The organism is Nocardia sp. NPDC057227 (assembly GCF_042669725.1).
Classification (GTDB): domain Bacteria; phylum Actinomycetota; class Actinomycetes; order Mycobacteriales; family Mycobacteriaceae; genus Nocardia; species Nocardia asteroides_A.
On record NZ_JBHUXA010000006.1, the window covers coordinates 52,435 to 70,530 of the forward strand.

The 18,096-nt window shown below is 74.6% G+C and carries 1 protein-coding gene and 1 pseudogene; both read left to right on the forward strand.

Features of this window, described 5'->3' with window-relative positions:
• The first annotated feature begins 86 nt into the window (after window positions 1-86).
• Complete coding sequence (locus ACFUJ1_RS11340) at window positions 87-7,502, forward strand: amino acid adenylation domain-containing protein (protein WP_378644829.1); 7,416 nt, start codon at window positions 87-89, stop codon at window positions 7,500-7,502.
• A 38-nt stretch (window positions 7,503-7,540) separates the two neighbouring features.
• Window positions 7,541-17,887: pseudogene (locus ACFUJ1_RS11345) on the forward strand (amino acid adenylation domain-containing protein); the annotation flags it as partial.
• Window positions 17,888-18,096 lie beyond the last annotated feature (209 nt).

Genomic DNA, 18,096 nt, shown 5'->3' on the forward strand with positions numbered 1-18,096 from the left:
AGCCACCTTTTCCTGGGGCTTTCCGGCGGACCCGTCGAAGTGTGGCAAGGCTCGAAGCGCTCGAAGCGAGAGGTGAGATCAGTCGAATGGATGGTGTCCGTCGTTCTGCTCGGGGCAACCGCCGACGGCGTCCGGGGAGCCCGCTGTTCGGACAGCTGCTCACCGCGGCGGTGGAGTCCGCCGCCGACTCGGTGGCCATTCGCTACAACCCCACCGGTGACCCGGCCGACCAGCGCGAGCTGACCTACCAGCAGCTGGACCAGGCATCCTCCCGGCTGGCGCGGGAGCTGATCGAGCGCGGCATCGGCCCCGGTGACGTGGTCGCGGTCGGCATCGCGCGCAGCGCCGACTCGGTGCTCGCGGTCTGGTCGATCGCCAAGACCGGGGCGGCCTACGTCCCGGTCGACCCGGCCTACCCCGCCGAGCGGATCGGGCACATCGTCGCCGATTCCGGCGCGGTGCTCGGGCTCACCACCGCGGCGCACCGGGCTGCGCTCGGCGACGGCGTCGAGTGGCTGGTGCTGGACGACCCAGCCCAGGCCGAGCGGATCGCCGCGCGCCCGGAGCACCCCGTCTCCTACACCGACCGGGTGCGCCAGCTGGACGAGCGGCACCCGGCCTACGTCATCTACACGTCGGGCTCCACCGGCAAGCCCAAGGGCGTCGTGGTCACGCACGCCGGGCTGAACGGGCTGGTGGCCGCCGAGCGCGAGCACTACGGGGTCACCGGCGACGCGCGGGTGCTGCACGTCTGCTCGCCCAACTTCGACGTCTCGGTGCTGGAGCTGCTGCTCACCTTCACGGCGGGCGCGACGCTGGTCATCGCGCCGCCCGCGGTCTTCGGCGGCTTCGAGCTGGCCGATCTGCTGCGCCGCGAGCGGGTCACGCACATGCTGATCACCCCGGGCGCGCTGGAGTCGGTGGACCCCGACGGCCTGGACGACCTGCGCACCGTCGTAGTGGCGGGCGACAAGTTCGGCCCGGAGTTGGTCGGGCGCTGGGCTCTGCCCCCGGGCGTCTCCGACACCGGCGCTGAGCGCGCCTTCTACAACGGCTACGGCCCCACCGAGGCCACCATCCTGGCGACCAGCACCCCGCCGATGGACCCGGCGCAGCCGGTGACCATCGGCGCCTCCATCCCCGGTGTCGGCGCCTTCGTGCTGGACAACCGGCTGCGGCCGGTGCCTGCCGGGGTGGTCGGCGAGCTGTACCTGACCGGGCCCGCGCTGGCCCAGGGCTACCTCAACCGGCCGGGGCTCACCGCGGAGCGCTTCGTGGCCAGCCCGTTCGGCGCCGACTCCGGCGCCCCCGGGCTGCGGCTCTACCGCACCGGCGACCTGGTGCGCCGCAGCGAGACCGACGGCCCCGACGGCGGGATCATCGAGTACCTGGGCCGCTCCGACTTCCAGGTCAAGGTGCGCGGCTTCCGGATCGAGCTCGGCGAGATCGACAACGCGCTCACCGCGCACCCGGACATCGACTTCGCGGCCACCATCGGCCGCACGCTGCCCTCCGGCGCGACAGCGCTGGTCTCCTACGTGCTGCCGCGGGCAGGCGCCGAGCTGGACGTCCCCGCGCTGGACGCGCACCTCGCGGAGACGCTGCCCGGCTACATGATCCCCGCCGCGATCATGGCGCTGGATGCCATCCCGCTCACCCCGGTCGGCAAGCTGGACCGGGCCGCGCTGCCCGAGCCGGTCTTCGCGGCACGGGAGTTCCGCGCGCCGTCGACCCCGGTCGAGGAGATCGTGGCCGATGTCTTCGCGGCGCTGCTGCTGCCCGGCGCGCCGGACGAGGGCCGGGTCGGCGCGGACGACGACTTCTTCGAACTCGGCGGCAACTCGCTGCTCGCCGCGCAGGCCGCGGCCAGGATCGGCACCGCGCTCGGCGCGCGGGTGCCGGTGCAGCTGCTCTTCGAGGCGACCACGGTGGCGGCGCTGGCCGAGCGGGTGGAGCACCACGCGGGCTCGGCGGTCGGCGAGGAGCTGACCGCGGGCGCGCGCCCGGACCGGGTGCCGCTCTCCTACGCGCAGCAGCGCATGTGGTTCCTGAACCGCTTCGATCCGGAGTCGGCGGTGAACAACATCCCGGTGGCGGTGCGGCTCACCGGCGCGCTCGACGTCGCCGCGCTGCGGACCGCCGTCACCGACCTGGTGACCAGGCACGAGGTGCTGCGCACGGTCTACCCGGAGGTCGACGGCGAGGGGTACCAGCTGGTGCTCCCGGTCCACGATCCGCGGGCCGTCCCGCTCTTCGAGCCGGAACCGGCCGCCGAGGCCGCGGTGCCTGGGCTGGTCGTCGCCACCGTGACCGGCGGCTTCGACGTCACCGATGCACCGCCGCTGCGGCTGCGGCTGCTCCGGCTGAGCGCCACCGAGCACGTGCTGATCTGCGTGGTGCACCACATCGCGGGCGACGGCTTCTCCATGGGCCCGCTGACCCGCGACCTGATGACCGCCTACGTGCGGCGCCGGGACGGCGGCGCGCCGGACTGGGCGCCGCTCGCCGTGCAGTACGCCGACTTCGCGCTCTGGCAGCGCAGGGTGCTCGGCGCCGAGGAGCAGCCGGACTCGCTGCTCGCCCAGCAGATCTCGTTCTGGCGGGAGACGCTGGCCGGGCTGCCGGAGCAGCTGGAGCTGCCCGCCGACCGCCCGCGCCCGCCCGCCGCGTCGAATCGCGGCGCGGTGCTCCGCTTCGAGGTCGACGCGCACACGCACGCCGGGCTCACCGCGCTCGCGCACCGGGGCAACGCGACGCTCTTCATGGTGGTGCACGCCGCGCTCGCGGTGCTGCTCGGCAGGCTCTCCGGCACCCCGGACGTCGCCGTCGGCACCCCGACCGCCGGCCGCGGCGACGCCGCGCTTGACGACGTGATCGGCATGTTCGTCAACACCCTGGTACTGCGCACCGAGCTCGACCCCGCGGTGTCCTTCGCCGACCTGCTCGCCGAGGTCAGGGCGAAGGACGTGGCGGCATTCGGCCACGCCGACGTCCCCTTCGAGCGGCTGGTCGAGCTGCTCGACCCGGTGCGCTCGCCCGCGCGGCACCCGCTCTTCCAGGTCATGCTGACCTTCCAGAACCTGGCCCGCACCGAGCTGGAGCTGCCCGAGCTGACCGTCGGCGGGCTGGATCTCGCGGTGCCGCTTGCCAAGTTCGACCTGCAGTTCTCGCTCGCCGAGCACATCGACCGGCAGGGCGCCGCGTACGGCATCGCGGCCGAGATCACCTACGCCACCGACCTCTTCGACGAGGCGACGATCCGCCGGGTGGCCGAGCGCTTCCAGCGGGTGCTCGCCGCCGTCGCGGCCGACCCGCGGGTCCAGGTCGGCGCCATCGAGCTGCTCGACGCCGACGAGCGGAAGGCCGTGCTCACCGGCTGGAACGCCACCGAGCGCGAGCTGCCCGGCGACGAGACGCTGGTCTCGCTCTTCCAGGCCCGCGCCGCCGCCACCCCGGACGCCGTCGCGCTGGTCGGCGCCGACGGCGAACAGCTCAGCTACGCGCAGTTCGCCGCGCGAGTGCACCGGCTGGCCCGGGTGCTCACCGCCGAGGGCGTGGAGCCGGATTCCCTGGTGGCGCTCGCCATCCGGCGTTCGGTGGAGCTGGTGGTCGCCATGTACGCGGTGCTGGAGGCCGGTGCCGGGTACGTCCCGCTCGACCCGGACCAGCCCGCCGACCGGATCGACTATGTGCTGGCGACCGCCCGCCCGGCCATGGTGCTCACCACCGCCCGCGACGAGTTCCACACCGACGCCGCGCCGGTCACCGTGCTGGACGCGCTCGACCTCACCGGCACCGCCGACACCCCGCTCACCGAGCCGGAGCGCGGCGGCCCGGTGCGCGCGGGCTCGATCGCCTACGTCATCTTCACCTCGGGCTCCACCGGCAAGCCGAAGGGTGTCGCGGTGAGCCACCGCGCCATCGTGAACCGGTTGCTCTGGATGCAGGACGAATACCGGCTCACCGCCGACGACGCGGTGCTGCAGAAGACCCCGGCCACCTTCGACGTGTCGGTGTGGGAGTTCTTCTGGCCGCTGCAGGCTGGCGCGCGGCTGGTGGTCGCCACCCCGGACGGCCACCGCGACCCCGTGTACCTGGCGGAGACCATCGCCGCGCGGGGCATCACCACCGCGCACTTCGTGCCGTCCATGCTCGCGGTCTTCGTCGCCACGCTGGACGAGGCGGCGGGCGCCGCGGGCAGGCACGCCGGGCTGCGCCTGGTGTTCGCCTCCGGTGAGGCGCTGCCCGCGCCCACCGCGGCCAGGTTGCGCGAGCTGACCGGGGCCAGGCTGCACAACCTGTACGGCCCGACCGAGGCCGCGGTCGACGTCACCTACCACGAGGTCGTCGCGGCCGACACGGTGAGCGTGCCGATCGGCCGCCCGGTCTGGAACACCAGCCTCTACGTGCTCGACGCCAGGCTGCGGCCGGTGCCGCCCGGCGTGCCGGGGGAGCTGTACCTGGCAGGCAGGCAGCTGGCGCTCGGCTACCTGGGCCGCTCCGACCTCACGGCGGACCGCTTCGTCGCCGACCCGTTCGGCGCGGACGGCAGCCGCATGTACCGGACCGGCGACCTGGTGCGCTGGAACTCCGGCGGCGAGGTCGAGTACCTGGGCCGCACCGACTTCCAGGTGAAGCTGCGCGGGCTGCGGATCGAGCTGGGCGAGATCGAGGCGGCGCTGCTGGAGCAGCCCGGCGTCGACCGCTCGGTGGTGGTGCTGCGCAGGGACACCCCGGCGGGCGAGGCGCTCATCGGGTACCTGGTGCCCGCCGCCGGAGCGACCGTCGACCCGGAGGCCGTGCGCACCGCGCTCGGCGCGCTGCTGCCCGGGTACATGGTGCCCGCGGCGCTGGTCGTCCTCGACGAGTTCCCGCTGAACGCCAGCGGAAAGCTGGACCGCAGGGCACTGCCCGCGCCGGTCTTCGTCGGCGCCACCGGGTTCCGCGCCCCGCGCACCCCGATCGAGCAGACCGTCGCCGACGTCTTCGCGAGCCTGCTCGGCGGCGGCGAGGTCGGGCTGGACGACGACTTCTTCGCGCTCGGCGGCAACTCGCTGCTCGCCACCAGGGTGGTGGCGCGGGTGAACGAGGCGCTGCAGACCGACCTCTCGGTGCGCACCCTGTTCGCGGCGCCGACGGTGGCCGCGCTGGCCGGGCGGATCGTGCCCGGCTCGCGCACCGGCGGGCGCCCCGCCCTGGTTGCCGCGGCACGCCCGGAGCGGATTCCGCTCTCGCCCGCGCAGCAGCGCATGTGGGTGCTGAACCGGTTCGACCCGGAGTCCGGCGTCTACAACATCCCGTTCGCGCTGCGGCTCACCGGCACGCTCGACCTGCCCGCGCTGGAGCGCTCGGTCTTCGACGTGCTGGAGCGGCACGAGTCGCTGCGCACCCGGTTCCCGGTGGCCGGCCCGGAGCAGCAGCCGGTGCAGGAGATCCTCTCGGCCGCCGCGGCGCTGCCCGGCGGGCTGCCGGTGGAGGCGCCGGGCGACCTCATGGGCCGGGTGGTCGAGCTGATGTCGGCCGGGTTCGACGTCACCGCGGCGCCGCCGGTGCGGATCGCGCTGCTCGAGGGCGACGCGCCCGGCGAGTACCTGCTGGTCGTCGTGGTGCACCACATCTCCGGCGACGGCGCCTCGCTGGCCCCGCTCGCCCGCGACCTGATGACGGCGTACCTGGCCCGGATCGCGGGCGATGCGCCGAACTGGGCGCCGCTGCCGGTGCAGTACGCCGACTACGCGCTCTGGCAGCGCGCGGTGATCGGCACCGACGACGACCAGGCCAGCGTCGCCGCGCAGCAGCTCGGGTACTGGAAGCAGAACCTGGCCGGGCTCACCGGCGCGCTCGAGTTGCCGCAGGACCGGCCGCGCCCGGCGCTGCCGTCGATGCGCGGCGCGGCGAGCACCTGCACGCTCTCCGCCGAGGTGCACGCCGGGCTGGCCCGGATCGCGCGCGAGCACAACGCCTCGCTCTTCATGGTGGTGCACGCGGCGCTCGCGGTGCTGCTCTCCCGGCTCTCCGGCAACCGCGACATCGCCGTCGGCACCCCGATCGAGGGCCGCGGCGAGCGCGCCCTGGACGACCTGGTCGGCATGTTCGTGAACACCCTGACGCTGCGCACCGCGGTGGACGCGGGCAGCACCTTCGACGCGCTGATCGAGCAGGCGCGCGAGGTCGACCTGGCCGCCTTCGCCAACGCCGACCTGCCCTTCGAGCGGATCGTGGAGGTGCTGCTGCCCGGCCGCAGCGCCGCTTTCCACCCGCTCTTCCAGGTGGTGCTCGCCTTCCAGAACACCGAGCAGGCCACCCTCGACCTGCCGGGGCTGCGGGTGTCGGCGCTGGACGCGGGGGCCGCGCAGGCCAAGTTCGACCTGCAGCTGAGCGTCTCGCCGACGCACACCGCGGACGGCGCCCCCGGCGAGCTGGTCGCCCAGTTCACCTACGCGACCGACCTCTTCGACGAGGCCACCGTCGCCGGCTTCGGCCGCAGGCTGGAGCGGGTCTGCCTGGCGGTCGCCGCGGACGCGCAGGTCGTGGTCGGCGATATCGACATCCTGGACGAGGCCGAGCGGGACCGCGCGCTGGCCGCGCCGGAGCCGGAGACGGTGGCCGCGAGCACCAGGGGCACCGCGCTCACCCAGGCGCTCTCGCTGGCGGTGGAGGACGACCCGGAGGGGCCCGCGGTGGTCTCCGGCGAGGCCGCCGTCACCTACCAGGAGCTGGACGCCAGGTCCTCGCAGCTGGCCAGGGTGCTGATCGGGCGCGGCTGCGGGCCCGGCGTCGGGGTCGCGGTCCGGCTGGAGCGCGGGGTCGAGCAGGCGGTCGCGCTCTGGGCGGTGCTCAAGGCGGGCGCCGCGGTGGTGCCGGTCGGCACCGGCGAGGCGGTGCTCCCGCCCGGTGCGGACATCAAGGTCGGGCTGGTGCTCGGCGCCGCGCCCGGGTCGGCGGAGAGCCTGGAGTGGATCGCGCTGGACGACCAGGCGGTGCGCGCCGAGATCGGCAGCGAGTCGAGCCGCCCGGTCACCTACGCCATCCGGACCAGGGCGCTGCGCGGCGGCGACCCGGTGTTCCTCGGGCCGGTGCCCGCGGCGGCGGCGGGCACCAACGGCGGCACCAGGTCGGTGAGTTACGACGGGCTGGCCGCGATCGTGGACCGGCTGCGCGCCCGCACCGAGCTGACCTTCGAATCGCGGACCTTCCAGCACGGGCGCCCCGAGGCGTTCGCCGCGCTGGTCGAGGTGGCCGCGGCCGGGCTGGCTGGCGCCGCGCTGGTGGTGCCGGAGCACGGCCTCGGGGCCGACCCGGCGGCGGCGCTGGCCGACGAGTGGGTGACCCACCTGCTCACCGACCGCGCCGGTTTCGACCGGATCGACAGTGCTCCGCTCGCCGACCTGCAGGCCGTCGTCCTGGACGAGGGGTCGGTCACCGATCCCGGGCACTGGGCCGACGTTCCCGCGGTCTTCGGCATGCATGATCTCGCCGGTGGCACCGGCGCCATCGAGTAAGTGAGTCTCCCCATGTCCCCGGTGCTCCGATGACCCGCCCCGCCCGTACCCGCCCGACCCGGACCAGGGGACCGCGCACGATCACGCTGCCGCAGCTGCTGGCGACCGCGGTCGAGGCGAACCCGGAGGGCGCGGCGCTGGTCTTCGCGGCGGCGGAGGCGAGCGCCGAACCGGTGGGCTACGCCGAGCTGGACGCGCGCTCCAGCCGGTTGGCCCGGCTGCTGATCGAGCGCGGCGTCGGCCCGGAGGACCTGGTCGCGGTCGGGCTGCGGCGCTCGGTGGAGTCGGTGCTCGCGGTCTGGGCGGTCGCCAAGACCGGGGCGGGCTTCGTCCCGGTCGACCCGAACTACCCGGCCGACCGGGTGCGGCACATGCTCACCGACTCCGGCGCGGCGCTCGGCCTTACCGTCGCCTCGGCCCGCGCCGCGCTGCCGGACGACACCGAGTGGCTGGTCCTCGACGACCCGGCCACCGTCGCCGCGCTGGAGAACCTGCCGCCCGACGCGGTGACCCAGGCCGACCGGGTGCGCCCGGTCCGCGCCGAGCACCCCGCGTACGCCATCTACACCTCGGGCTCGACCGGGCTGCCGAAGGGCGTGGTGGTGACCCAGGCCGGGCTGGCCGGGTTCTGCGCCGAGCAGCGCGAGCGGTACGGGGTGGACGCCGCCTCCCGGACGCTGCACTTCGCCTCACCCTCGTTCGACGCCTCGGTGCTGGAGCTGCTGCTCGCGCTGGGCGGCGGCGCGACCATGGTGGTGGTCTCGCCCGAGGTCTTCGGCGGCACCGAGCTGGCCGACGTGCTGCGCCGCGAGCGGGTCACGCACGCCTTCGTCACGCCGGCCGCGCTGGCCTCGGTCGACCCGGCCGGGCTGGACGCGCTGCGCGTGGTGGTGACCGGTGGCGAGGCCTGCCCGCCGGATCTCGTGCGGCGCTGGGTCACACCGCTGCCGGACGGCGCGCGGCGCCGGTTCCACAATGCCTACGGCCCCACCGAGGCCACCGTCGCCACCAATATCAGCGCCCCCATGCTGCCCGGCGAGCCGGTGACGATCGGCGCGCCGATCCGCGGGATCGCGGCGCACGTGCTTGACGCCAGGCTGATGCCGGTGCCGGACCGGGTGGCGGGCGAGCTCTACGTGGCGGGCCCGGCGCTGGCCCGCGGCTACCACGGCAAACCCGGCCTCACCGCGACCCGCTTCGTCGCCGACCCGCTCGGCGCGCCCGGCTCCCGGCTCTACCGCACCGGTGACGTGGTGCGCGGCGCCGCCGACGGCGAGCTGGAGTACCTGGGCCGCAACGACTTCCAGGTGAAGATCCGCGGCTTCCGGATCGAGCTCGGCGAGATCGACGCGGTGCTCACCGAGCAGCGAGGAGTCGATTTCGCCGCCACCGTCGGGCACGAGCTGGACAGCGGCGCGACGGTTCTCGTCTCCTACGTGCACGGCGCCGCCGTGGACACCGCCGCGCTGGCGAGCGCGGCCGGGCAGCGGCTGCCCGCGCACATGGTGCCCGCGGCGATCGTGGTGCTCGATGCCATCCCGCTCACCCCCGGCGGCAAGCTGGACCGGAAGGCGCTGCCCGCCCCGGTCTTCGCCGCGCGCGAGTTCCGCGCGCCATCCGGCAGGCTGGAAGAGCTGGTCGCCGGCGTCTACGCGGAGCTGCTGCGGGCCACCGAGATCGGCGCCGACGACGACTTCTTCGAGCTCGGCGGCAACTCGCTGATCGCCACCCAGGTGGTCGCCAGGCTGAACGACGCGCTGGAGACCAGGATTCCGGTGCCGACGCTGTTCGAGGCGCCGACCGTGGCCGGGCTGGCGCTGCGGCTGGTCGAGTTCACCGAGAACCCGGCGCGGCTGGCGCTCACCGGCGGGCCGCGCCCGGACCGGATTCCGCTCTCCCCGGCGCAGCGGCGCATGTGGTTCCTGAACCGCTTCGACCCGGAGTCCACCGCCTACAACATCCCGATCGCGGTGCGGTTCAGCGGTGACCTGGACGTGGCCGCGCTGCGCGCCGCCGTCGCCGACCTGGCCGCGCGGCACGAGGTGCTGCGCACGCTCTACCCGCAGACCGAGGACGGCCCGGTGCAGGTGGTGCTGCCGGTGGCGCAGTCGGTGCCGGAGGTGGAGTACCGCACGGTGACCGGAGAGCAGCTCGGCGACGCGGTCGCCGAGGTGATCGGCACGCTCTTCGACATCACCGTCGAGGTGCCGGTGCGGGTGGCGCTGCTCGCGGTGCGGCGCGCGGATGGGCTGCCGCCCGAAGAGCACGCGCTGGCCATGGTGGTGCACCACATCACCGCCGACGGCTCCTCGATCGGCCCGCTGACCCGCGACCTGATGACCGCGTACGTGGCACGGGCGGGCGGCACCGCCCCGGAGTGGGCGCCGCTGCCGGTGCAGTACGCCGACTACAGCCTGTGGCAGCAGGAGCTGCTCGGCAGCGAGCGCGACCCGGATTCGGTGGCGGCCAGGCAGATCGCCTTCTGGCAGGACGAGCTGGCCGGGCTGCCGGACCAGATCGAGCTGCCGGCCGACCGCCCGCGCCCGGCCGTGCAGTCCTACGCGGGCGGCATGGTCGAGGTGCGGATCGACGCCGGGACGCACCGCGCGCTCGGCGAGCTGGCCAGGGCCAACGGCGCCACGCTCTTCATGGTCGTGCACACCGCGCTCGCGGTCTGGGCCGGGCGGCTCTCCGGTGCGAACGACGTCGCCGTCGGCACGCCGATCGCGGGCCGGGACGAGGTGGCGCTGGAGCAGCTCATCGGCATGTTCGTGAACACCCTGGTGTTCCGGACCAGGCTCGACCTCGGCGCGCCCTTCACCGACCTGCTGAAGCGGCAGCGCGACACCGACATCCAGGTCTTCGCGCACGCGGACGTGCCCTTCGAGCGGCTGGTCGAGGTGCTCAACCCGGAGCGCTCCACCGCGCGGCACCCGCTCTTCCAGCTCGGGCTCTCCTTCCAGAACCTGGCCCCGACCACGCTGGAGCTGCCCGGGCTCGCCGTCTCCGCGGTCGACTTCGAGACCGCGATCTCGCAGTTCGACCTGCACTGGATGATCGGCGACGCCTACGACGAGGACGGCGCGCCCGCCGGGATCGGCGGCGTCGTCACCTACGCCACCGCGCTCTTCGACGAGTTCACCGTGCGCGGCTTCGTCGACCGGTTCGTCCGGGTGCTGCGCGCGGTCGCGCAGGCGCCGGAGACGCCGGTCGGCGACCTGCCGCTGCTGCAGCAGCACGAGCGCGACCGGCTGCTGCTCGCCCGCAACGCCACCGCGCACCCGGTCGACCCGGCGGCCACGCTGGTCTCGCTGCTCGACGCCACCGTCGCGGAGCACCAGGCGGGCACCGCGCTGATCGGCCCCGCGGGCAGCACGCTCGACTACGGCGCGCTCGGCGCCCGGGTGAACCGGCTGGCCAGGCACCTGATCTCGCTCGGGGTCGGGCCGGAGACCAGGGTGGCGCTCGCGTTGCCGCGCTCGGTGGAGCTGGTCGTCGCCATGTACGCGGTCTCGGTGGCCGGCGGCGCCTACGTGCCGCTCGACCCCGCGCAGCCCGCGCAGCGCACCGGCCACATCCTGAGCACGGCCGCCCCGATCTGCGTCCTCACCGACCTGGCCACCGGCTTCACAACCCCCGACGCCCCGGTGCTCGTCCTGGACGACCTGCGGCTCGACGGCTACGACGACGGCCGGGTCGACGATGCCGAGCGGCTCGCGCCGCTGCACCCGGCGAACACCGCCTACGTCATCTTCACCTCCGGCTCCACCGGCCGGCCGAAGGGCGTCGCGGTGTCGCACGGCGCCATCGTCAACCAGCTGCTGTGGAAGCGCGCGGAGTTCCGGCTCGGCGCCGAGGACGCGGTGCTGCTCAAGACCGCGGCCACCTTCGACCTCTCGGTCTGGGAGTTCTGGTCGGCCGTGGTGTGCGGCGGCTCGCTGGTGATCGCGGACGCCGACGGCCACCGCGACCCCGGCTACCTGAACGAGCTCATGGCGAGGGAGAAGGTGACCACGCTGCACGCGGTCCCCTCCATGCTGGACGCACTGCTCACCGAGGCCGACGGCAGCCTGCCCGCCTCGCTGCTCCGGGTGCTCGCCATCGGCGAGGCGCTGCCCGCGGCGGTGGCGCAGCGGTTCCGCCGGGCGAACTCGGCGGAGCTGTTCAACCTGTACGGCCCGACCGAGGCCGCGGTCTCGATCACCGCGCACCGGGTGACCGGCGCCGACCAGCACGCCGTCTCGATCGGCGATCCGGAGTGGAACTGCCAGGTCTACGTGCTCGACCCGCGGCTCAACCCGGTGCCGATGGGCGTGGCGGGCGAGCTGTACCTGGCGGGCGCGCAGCTGGCCCGCGGCTACTTCGGCAGGCCGGAGCTGACCGCCGACCGCTTCGTCGCCAACCCGTTCCGGGCGGGCGACCGGATGTACCGCACCGGCGACCTGGCCGCCTGGAACCCGCTCGGCGAGCTGGAGTACCGCGGCCGCACCGACTTCCAGGTGAAGGTGCGCGGCTTCCGGATCGAGCTCGGCGAGATCGAGGCCGCGCTGCTGGAGCAGCCGGACGTGGCGCAGGTGGCGGTGCTGGCCAGGCCGGGGCCGGACGGCACCGGCGAGCGGCTGGTCGCCTACCTGGTCGGGAAGGCCCCCGACGTCGAGCGGGTGCGCACCGCGCTCGCCGCCAGGCTGCCCAGCTACATGGTGCCCGCCGCCTTCGTGCTGCTCGACGCGCTGCCGCTGACCGTGAACGGCAAGCTCGATCGCGCCGCGTTGCCGGAGCCGCAGGCCGAGCAGGCGGTCTTCCGCGCGCCCGATGGCCAGGCCGAGCTGGTGCTGGCCGAGATCTTCACCGAGCTGCTCGGGGTCGAGCGGGTCGGCGCGGACGACGACTTCTTCGCGCTCGGCGGCGACTCCATCGCCTCCATCCAGGTGGTGGCGCGGGCCCGCACCCGCGGCGTGACGATCAGCCCGCGCGAGGTGTTCGAGCACCGGACCGTCGCCGCGCTCGCCGCCGCGTCGACCGCCGAGCCGCCGGACGACGGCCTGCTCCCGCTCACCCCGGACGGGCTGCGGCTGCTCGCCGACGCCCCCGCCGGGATCGAACTGCGCGCCATCGAACTCGACGTCCCGGTCGGCACCGCCACCGACCAGGTCTGGGCCGCCGCCGACGGCGTGCTGGCCAGGCACCCCATGCTCTCCGCGCGGCTGGTCCGCACCGAGGAGGGCGAGCCCGCCTTCGAGCTGGTGCCGCCGACCGGCCGGGCCGAGGCGTACTGGCTGCTGGACGCGGCCGAGGTGGAGCCGGGCGAGTACGACCAGGTGGTCGAGGCCGTTGCCGCGCAGCTGGATCCGGCCGCCGGGGCCAATGTCCGGTTCGTGCTGATCACCCCGGCCCAGCCGGACCAGGGCGGCACGCTGCTCGTGGTCGCCAACGGCCTGGTGATCGACGACGCCGCCTGGCGGATCGTGGTGGACGAGCTGAGCGCGGTGTGGTCCGGCGGGCACGCCGCGCCCGCCGTCACCGGCACCGGGGCCGGCGGGCTGGTCCGTGCGCTCGCCGCCCGCGCCGCCGCCCCCGCGACCCTGGCCGAGCTGGAGTGGTGGCGCGCCGCCGTCCCGCGCGGTGGCCGCCTGTACCCCGGCGACCTGCGCATCCGCGGCAGGCTGTCGGCCCGGATCACCAGGGAGGCCGCGGGCGCGGTCGCCAGGGTCGCCGACGCCTACCACGCCACCGTGGAGGAAGTGCTGCTCACGGCGCTGGCGCTGGCCCTCGCCGACCCGACCGCGCCGGAGCAGATCGGCAGCGTCGTCCGGCTCACCGCCGACGCCAGGACCGGCGACCCCGCCGACTTCAGCGGCTCCGGCACCGCCGCCGCGGATTTCGTCGCCGCCTTCACCACCACCTACCCGCTCGCGCTGCGGCTGACCGGGATCGACTTCGCCGAGGTGCTCGACGGCGGCCCGGCCGCGGGCGTCGCGCTCGGCCGGGTCAAGGAGATGTGCCGGGCGGTGCCAGCGGGCGGCGTCGGGTTCGGGCTGCTCCGGTACGCCAACCCCGCCACCGCCGGTGAGATCGCCCGGCTGGACCGCGGCCTGCTCGGGCTGCGCTACCGCGACCTGCGCCCGGCCCGGGTGCGGGTCGACTCCCCGGTCGACGACCTGGTCCTCGACCTCACCGTCGACGCCACCCAGGACGGCCTGGTCGCCCGGTTCGACTACGCCGCCGCCGTGCTCGATCTCCCCGACGTGCAGACCTTCGCCGAGCGCTGGGTGCGCGCGCTCGGCGGGCTCGCCGAGCACGGCAGGCAGCCGGAGGCGGGCGGCCACACCCCGTCCGACTTCCCGCTGGTCTCGCTGGACCAGCGCGACGTCGATCAGCTCACCAGGGGCTACCCGGAGCTGGCCGACGTCTGGCCGGTGACGCCGCTGCAGTCGGGCATGCTCTTCCACGCGCTGCTCGCCGCAGGCTCGGTGGACGCGTACACCATGCAGTTCGGGCTGCACCTGACCGGGCCGGTGGACGCCACCAGGCTGCGCGCCGCCGCCGAGCTGGTGCTGGTCCGCTACCCGAACCTGCGGGTCGCCTTCGCCGAGGACGGCGCGGGCGAGCCGGTGCAGGTGGTGCTGGACGCGGTCCGGCTGCCCTGGCGCTTCGTCGACCTCGGGCACCTGGCCGAGCTCCCGGCGGACGCCGCGCGGGCGCGGGTGGTCGCCAACGACCTGGCCACCCCGTTCGACATGCACGAGGCGCCGATGCTGCGCTTCACCCTGATCCGGACCGCCGCCGAGCGGCATCAGCTGCTGGTCACCGCGCACCACATCCTGGTGGACGGCTGGTCGATGCCGCTGCTGCTCCGCGACCTGCTCACGGTGTACGCACTGGTCGGGCGGGTGCGGCGGCCGCTGGGCGAGCCGATCGGCTCGTACCGCGACTACCTGCTCTGGCTCGCCGCGCAGGACCGCGGCGCCGCGCGCACCGCCTGGCGGGCCGCGCTGAGCGGGATCGACGAACCCACCGCGCTGGTGCCCGCGCTCCCGGAGTCAGGGCCGGGCGAGGCCGGGTTCGGCGAGGCGGGGATCGGCGAGGCCGGGTTCACCCTCTCGGTCACCCGCTCCGAGGCGCTGAGCCGGCTCGCCGCCGAACTCGGCGTCACGGTGAACACCGTCGTGCAGGCGGCGTGGGGGCTGCTCATCGGGCGCAGCACCGACCGGGACGACGTGGTCTTCGGCGCCACCGTCTCCGGCCGCCCGCCGCAGCTGCCCGGGGTGGAGACGCTGGTCGGGCTGTTCGTGAACACCGTTCCGGTCCGGGTCCGGCTGGAGCCCGGCGCCACGCTGGCCGCGCTGCTGCGCACGCTGCAGCTGGAGCAGGCCGCGCTGCTCGACCACCACCACGTCGGGCTGGCCGAGATCCAGGAGCTGGCCGGGGTCGACCCGCTCTTCGACACCCTCGTCGTCTTCGAGTCCTTCCCGATCGACAAGGCCGCGCTGGAGCGCGCCGGGCTGGAACAGCCGGGCGGGATCGACGGCATGCACCTGGCCGGGGTCGACGTCGTCAACAACACGCACTACCCGATCACCGTCATGGTGGTGCCCGGCAGGCAGCTGCAGGTGACGCTGAAGCACCGCAGGGACGTCGTGAACGACGCCGCCGCCGCGCTGCTCGCCGAGCGCTTCGCCGCGGTCGTCGACCGCTTCGCACGCGACCGCAACGCGCGCGTCGCCGAGGTGGAGCTGCTGACCGACGCCGAGCGCGCGGCGCTCGCCGCGGCGAACGACACCGAGGTGCCGGAATTCCGGGACGAGGCCACCCTGCTCACGCTCTTCGACGCGCAGGTGGCCCGCACCCCGGACACCCCGGCGGTGATGTACGAGGACACCAGGCTCAGCTACAGCGAGCTCGACCTGCTCGCCCGCGCGCTGGCCCAGGTGCTCACCGAGCGCGGCGTCGGGCCGGGCAGCCTGGTCGGCATCGCCATGCGCCGCTCGCTGGAGCTGGTCGCCTCGATCTACGCGGTGCTCCGCACCGGCGCCGCCTACGTCCCGATCGACCCGGACCACCCCGCCGAGCGCAGCGAATACGTGCTGACCAGCGCCGCCCCGCTCTGCGTGCTCACCACCGCGCGGGACGCCTTCACCACCGACAGCGACGTCGAGGTGGTCGAGCTGGATTCGCTCTGGCTGCCCGACCCCGATTCGCTGCAGGCCGAGCCGCCGGCCTCCCCGGCACTGCCGGACGGCGCCGCCTACGTCATCTACACCTCGGGCTCCACCGGGCGGCCCAAGGGCGTGGTGATCACGCACCGGCAGATGGTGAACCAGTTCCGCTGGGCGCAGTGGACCTACCCGCACGGCGCGGGCGACCTGGTGCTGCACAAGACCCCGATCACCTTCGACATCTCCACCTGGGAGCTGTTCTGGCCGCTGCAGACCGGGGCAACGGTGCTGATCGCGGAGCCGGACGGCCACCGCGACCCCGCCTACCTGCTGCGCGAGCTCACCGAGCGCCGGGTCACGGCGGTGCACTTCGTCCCGTCCATGCTCGCGGCGTTCCTGGACGAGCTCGCCGAGCTACCCCGGGTCGAGCTGCCCGCGCTGCGCTGGGTCTTCGCCGCGGGTGAGGCGCTCGGCGCCGAGCTCGCGGCCCGCTTTGCCGAGCTGCTGCCGGAGGCGTACCTGGTGAACTGGTACGGCCCGGCCGAGGCCACGGTGGTCACCGCGTACGCGGTGAGCGGCCGGGCGCGGCGCGGCGGCATCCCGATCGGCGCTCCGGTGGCGAACACCGAGGCGCTGGTCCTGGATCGGCAGCTGGCGCCGGTGCCGTTCGGCGCCGCGGGCGAGCTGTACATCGCGGGCGTGCAGCTGGCGCGCGGCTACGCCAACGCGCCGGGGCTGACCGCCGAGCGCTTCGTCGCGCACGGCGGCGGGCAGCGGCTCTACCGCACCGGCGACGTGGTGCGCTGGCGTCCCGGCGGCGACGGCGCGCCGGTGCTGGAGTACCTGGGGCGCAGCGACTTCCAGGTCAAGCTGCGCGGCCAGCGGATCGAGCTCGGCGAGATCGAGAGCGTGCTGCTCGGCCACCCCGCCGTGCGGCAGGCCGTGGTCACGCTGGTGCGCGGCGACAACGGCGACCGGCTGGTCGGCTACCTGGTGCCGGAGCCGGGCGCGGGCGAGGCGCAGCGCGCGGTGCTCGCGCACGCGCGGTCCGCGCTGCCCTCCTACATGGTGCCGTCGGCGCTGGTCCTGCTCGACGCCATGCCGCTGAATGCCAGCGGCAAGCTGGACCGCAGGGCGCTGCCCGCGCCCGAGCTGAGCAGCAGGCCCTACCGGGCCGCGCTCTCGCCGCTGGAGCAGACCGTCGCCGGGCTCTTCGCCGAGGTGCTCGAGCTGCCGCGGGCCGGCATGGACGACGACTTCTTCGAGCTCGGCGGGAACTCGCTGCTCGCCACCAGGCTGGTCGCGCGGCTGCGCGCGGTCACCGGCGTCGACGTCCGGGTGCAGTGGCTCTTCGCCGACGCGACGGTCGCCGCGGTCACCACCCGGGTGCGCGCGGTCTCCGCCGGGCAGGACGAGCCCGAGCACGATTCGGACGCCGCGCTCGGCGTGCTGCTCCCGCTGCGCGGCAGCGGTCGCGCGGAGCCGCTCTTCTGCCTGCACCCCATGTACGGCCTGGCCTGGAGCTACGCCGGGCTCGCCGCGCACATCGACCAGGACCGGCCGATCCTCGGTATCCAGTCGCCCGCGCTCACCGAGGACGGCTACCTGGCCGGCTCGCTGCCGGAGATCGCCGAGCGCTACCTCGCCGAGATCCGCGCGGTGCAGCCGCACGGGCCGTACCACCTGCTCGGCTGGTCGCTCGGCGGCATCGTCGCGCACGCCATCGCGACCACGCTGCAGGCCGAGGGCGAGGAGGTCGCGCTGCTCGCCATGCTGGACAGCCACCACGAGATCGACATCTCCGACTTCCGCTCGGCGCTGCGCGCCGCGCTCGGCGAACTCGGCATCGACGACGCGGTGCTCGGCGCGCTGCCGGACGACCCCGACCACGACCTCACCGAGCTACCGGACGCGGCGCTCGCCCTGCTGCACGCCGCGGTGCCCGCGGAGGCCGCGGTGCTCACTCCGGAGCGGGTGCGGCGGATCTACCGCAACGCGGTACGCTCTGCCGAACTCATCAACCGGTACCGCCCCGAGGTGTTTCGCGGTGCGCTGCAGTACTTCAGCGCCGCCGTGCAGCCGCGCCCCGGCGCGGCGGCGGCGTGGCGGCCGTACGTGGACGGCGAGGTCGTCGACCGGCCGGTGGACGCCACGCACGACCAGATGGCCGAGCCCCGTGCGCTCGCCGAGATCGGGCCGCAGCTGGACCGGCTGCTCGATCGTCGCTGATCGGGTAACTGGCTGCTCGCTATTCGGTTGCTGCCCAACATCCTGGCCAAGTGCCGCAGTGATAGCAAGTCGGCTGGTCGTATGACGTAGATCTCCGGGGCGCGCTTGCTGAATCGGAGAGCGCCCGGCACCCTGGAGGGTGGTCGGCCTCGATCGTCGAACTCGATCAGGCGATTTATCCCCACATGAAGTGGTGAACGGCGGGTAGG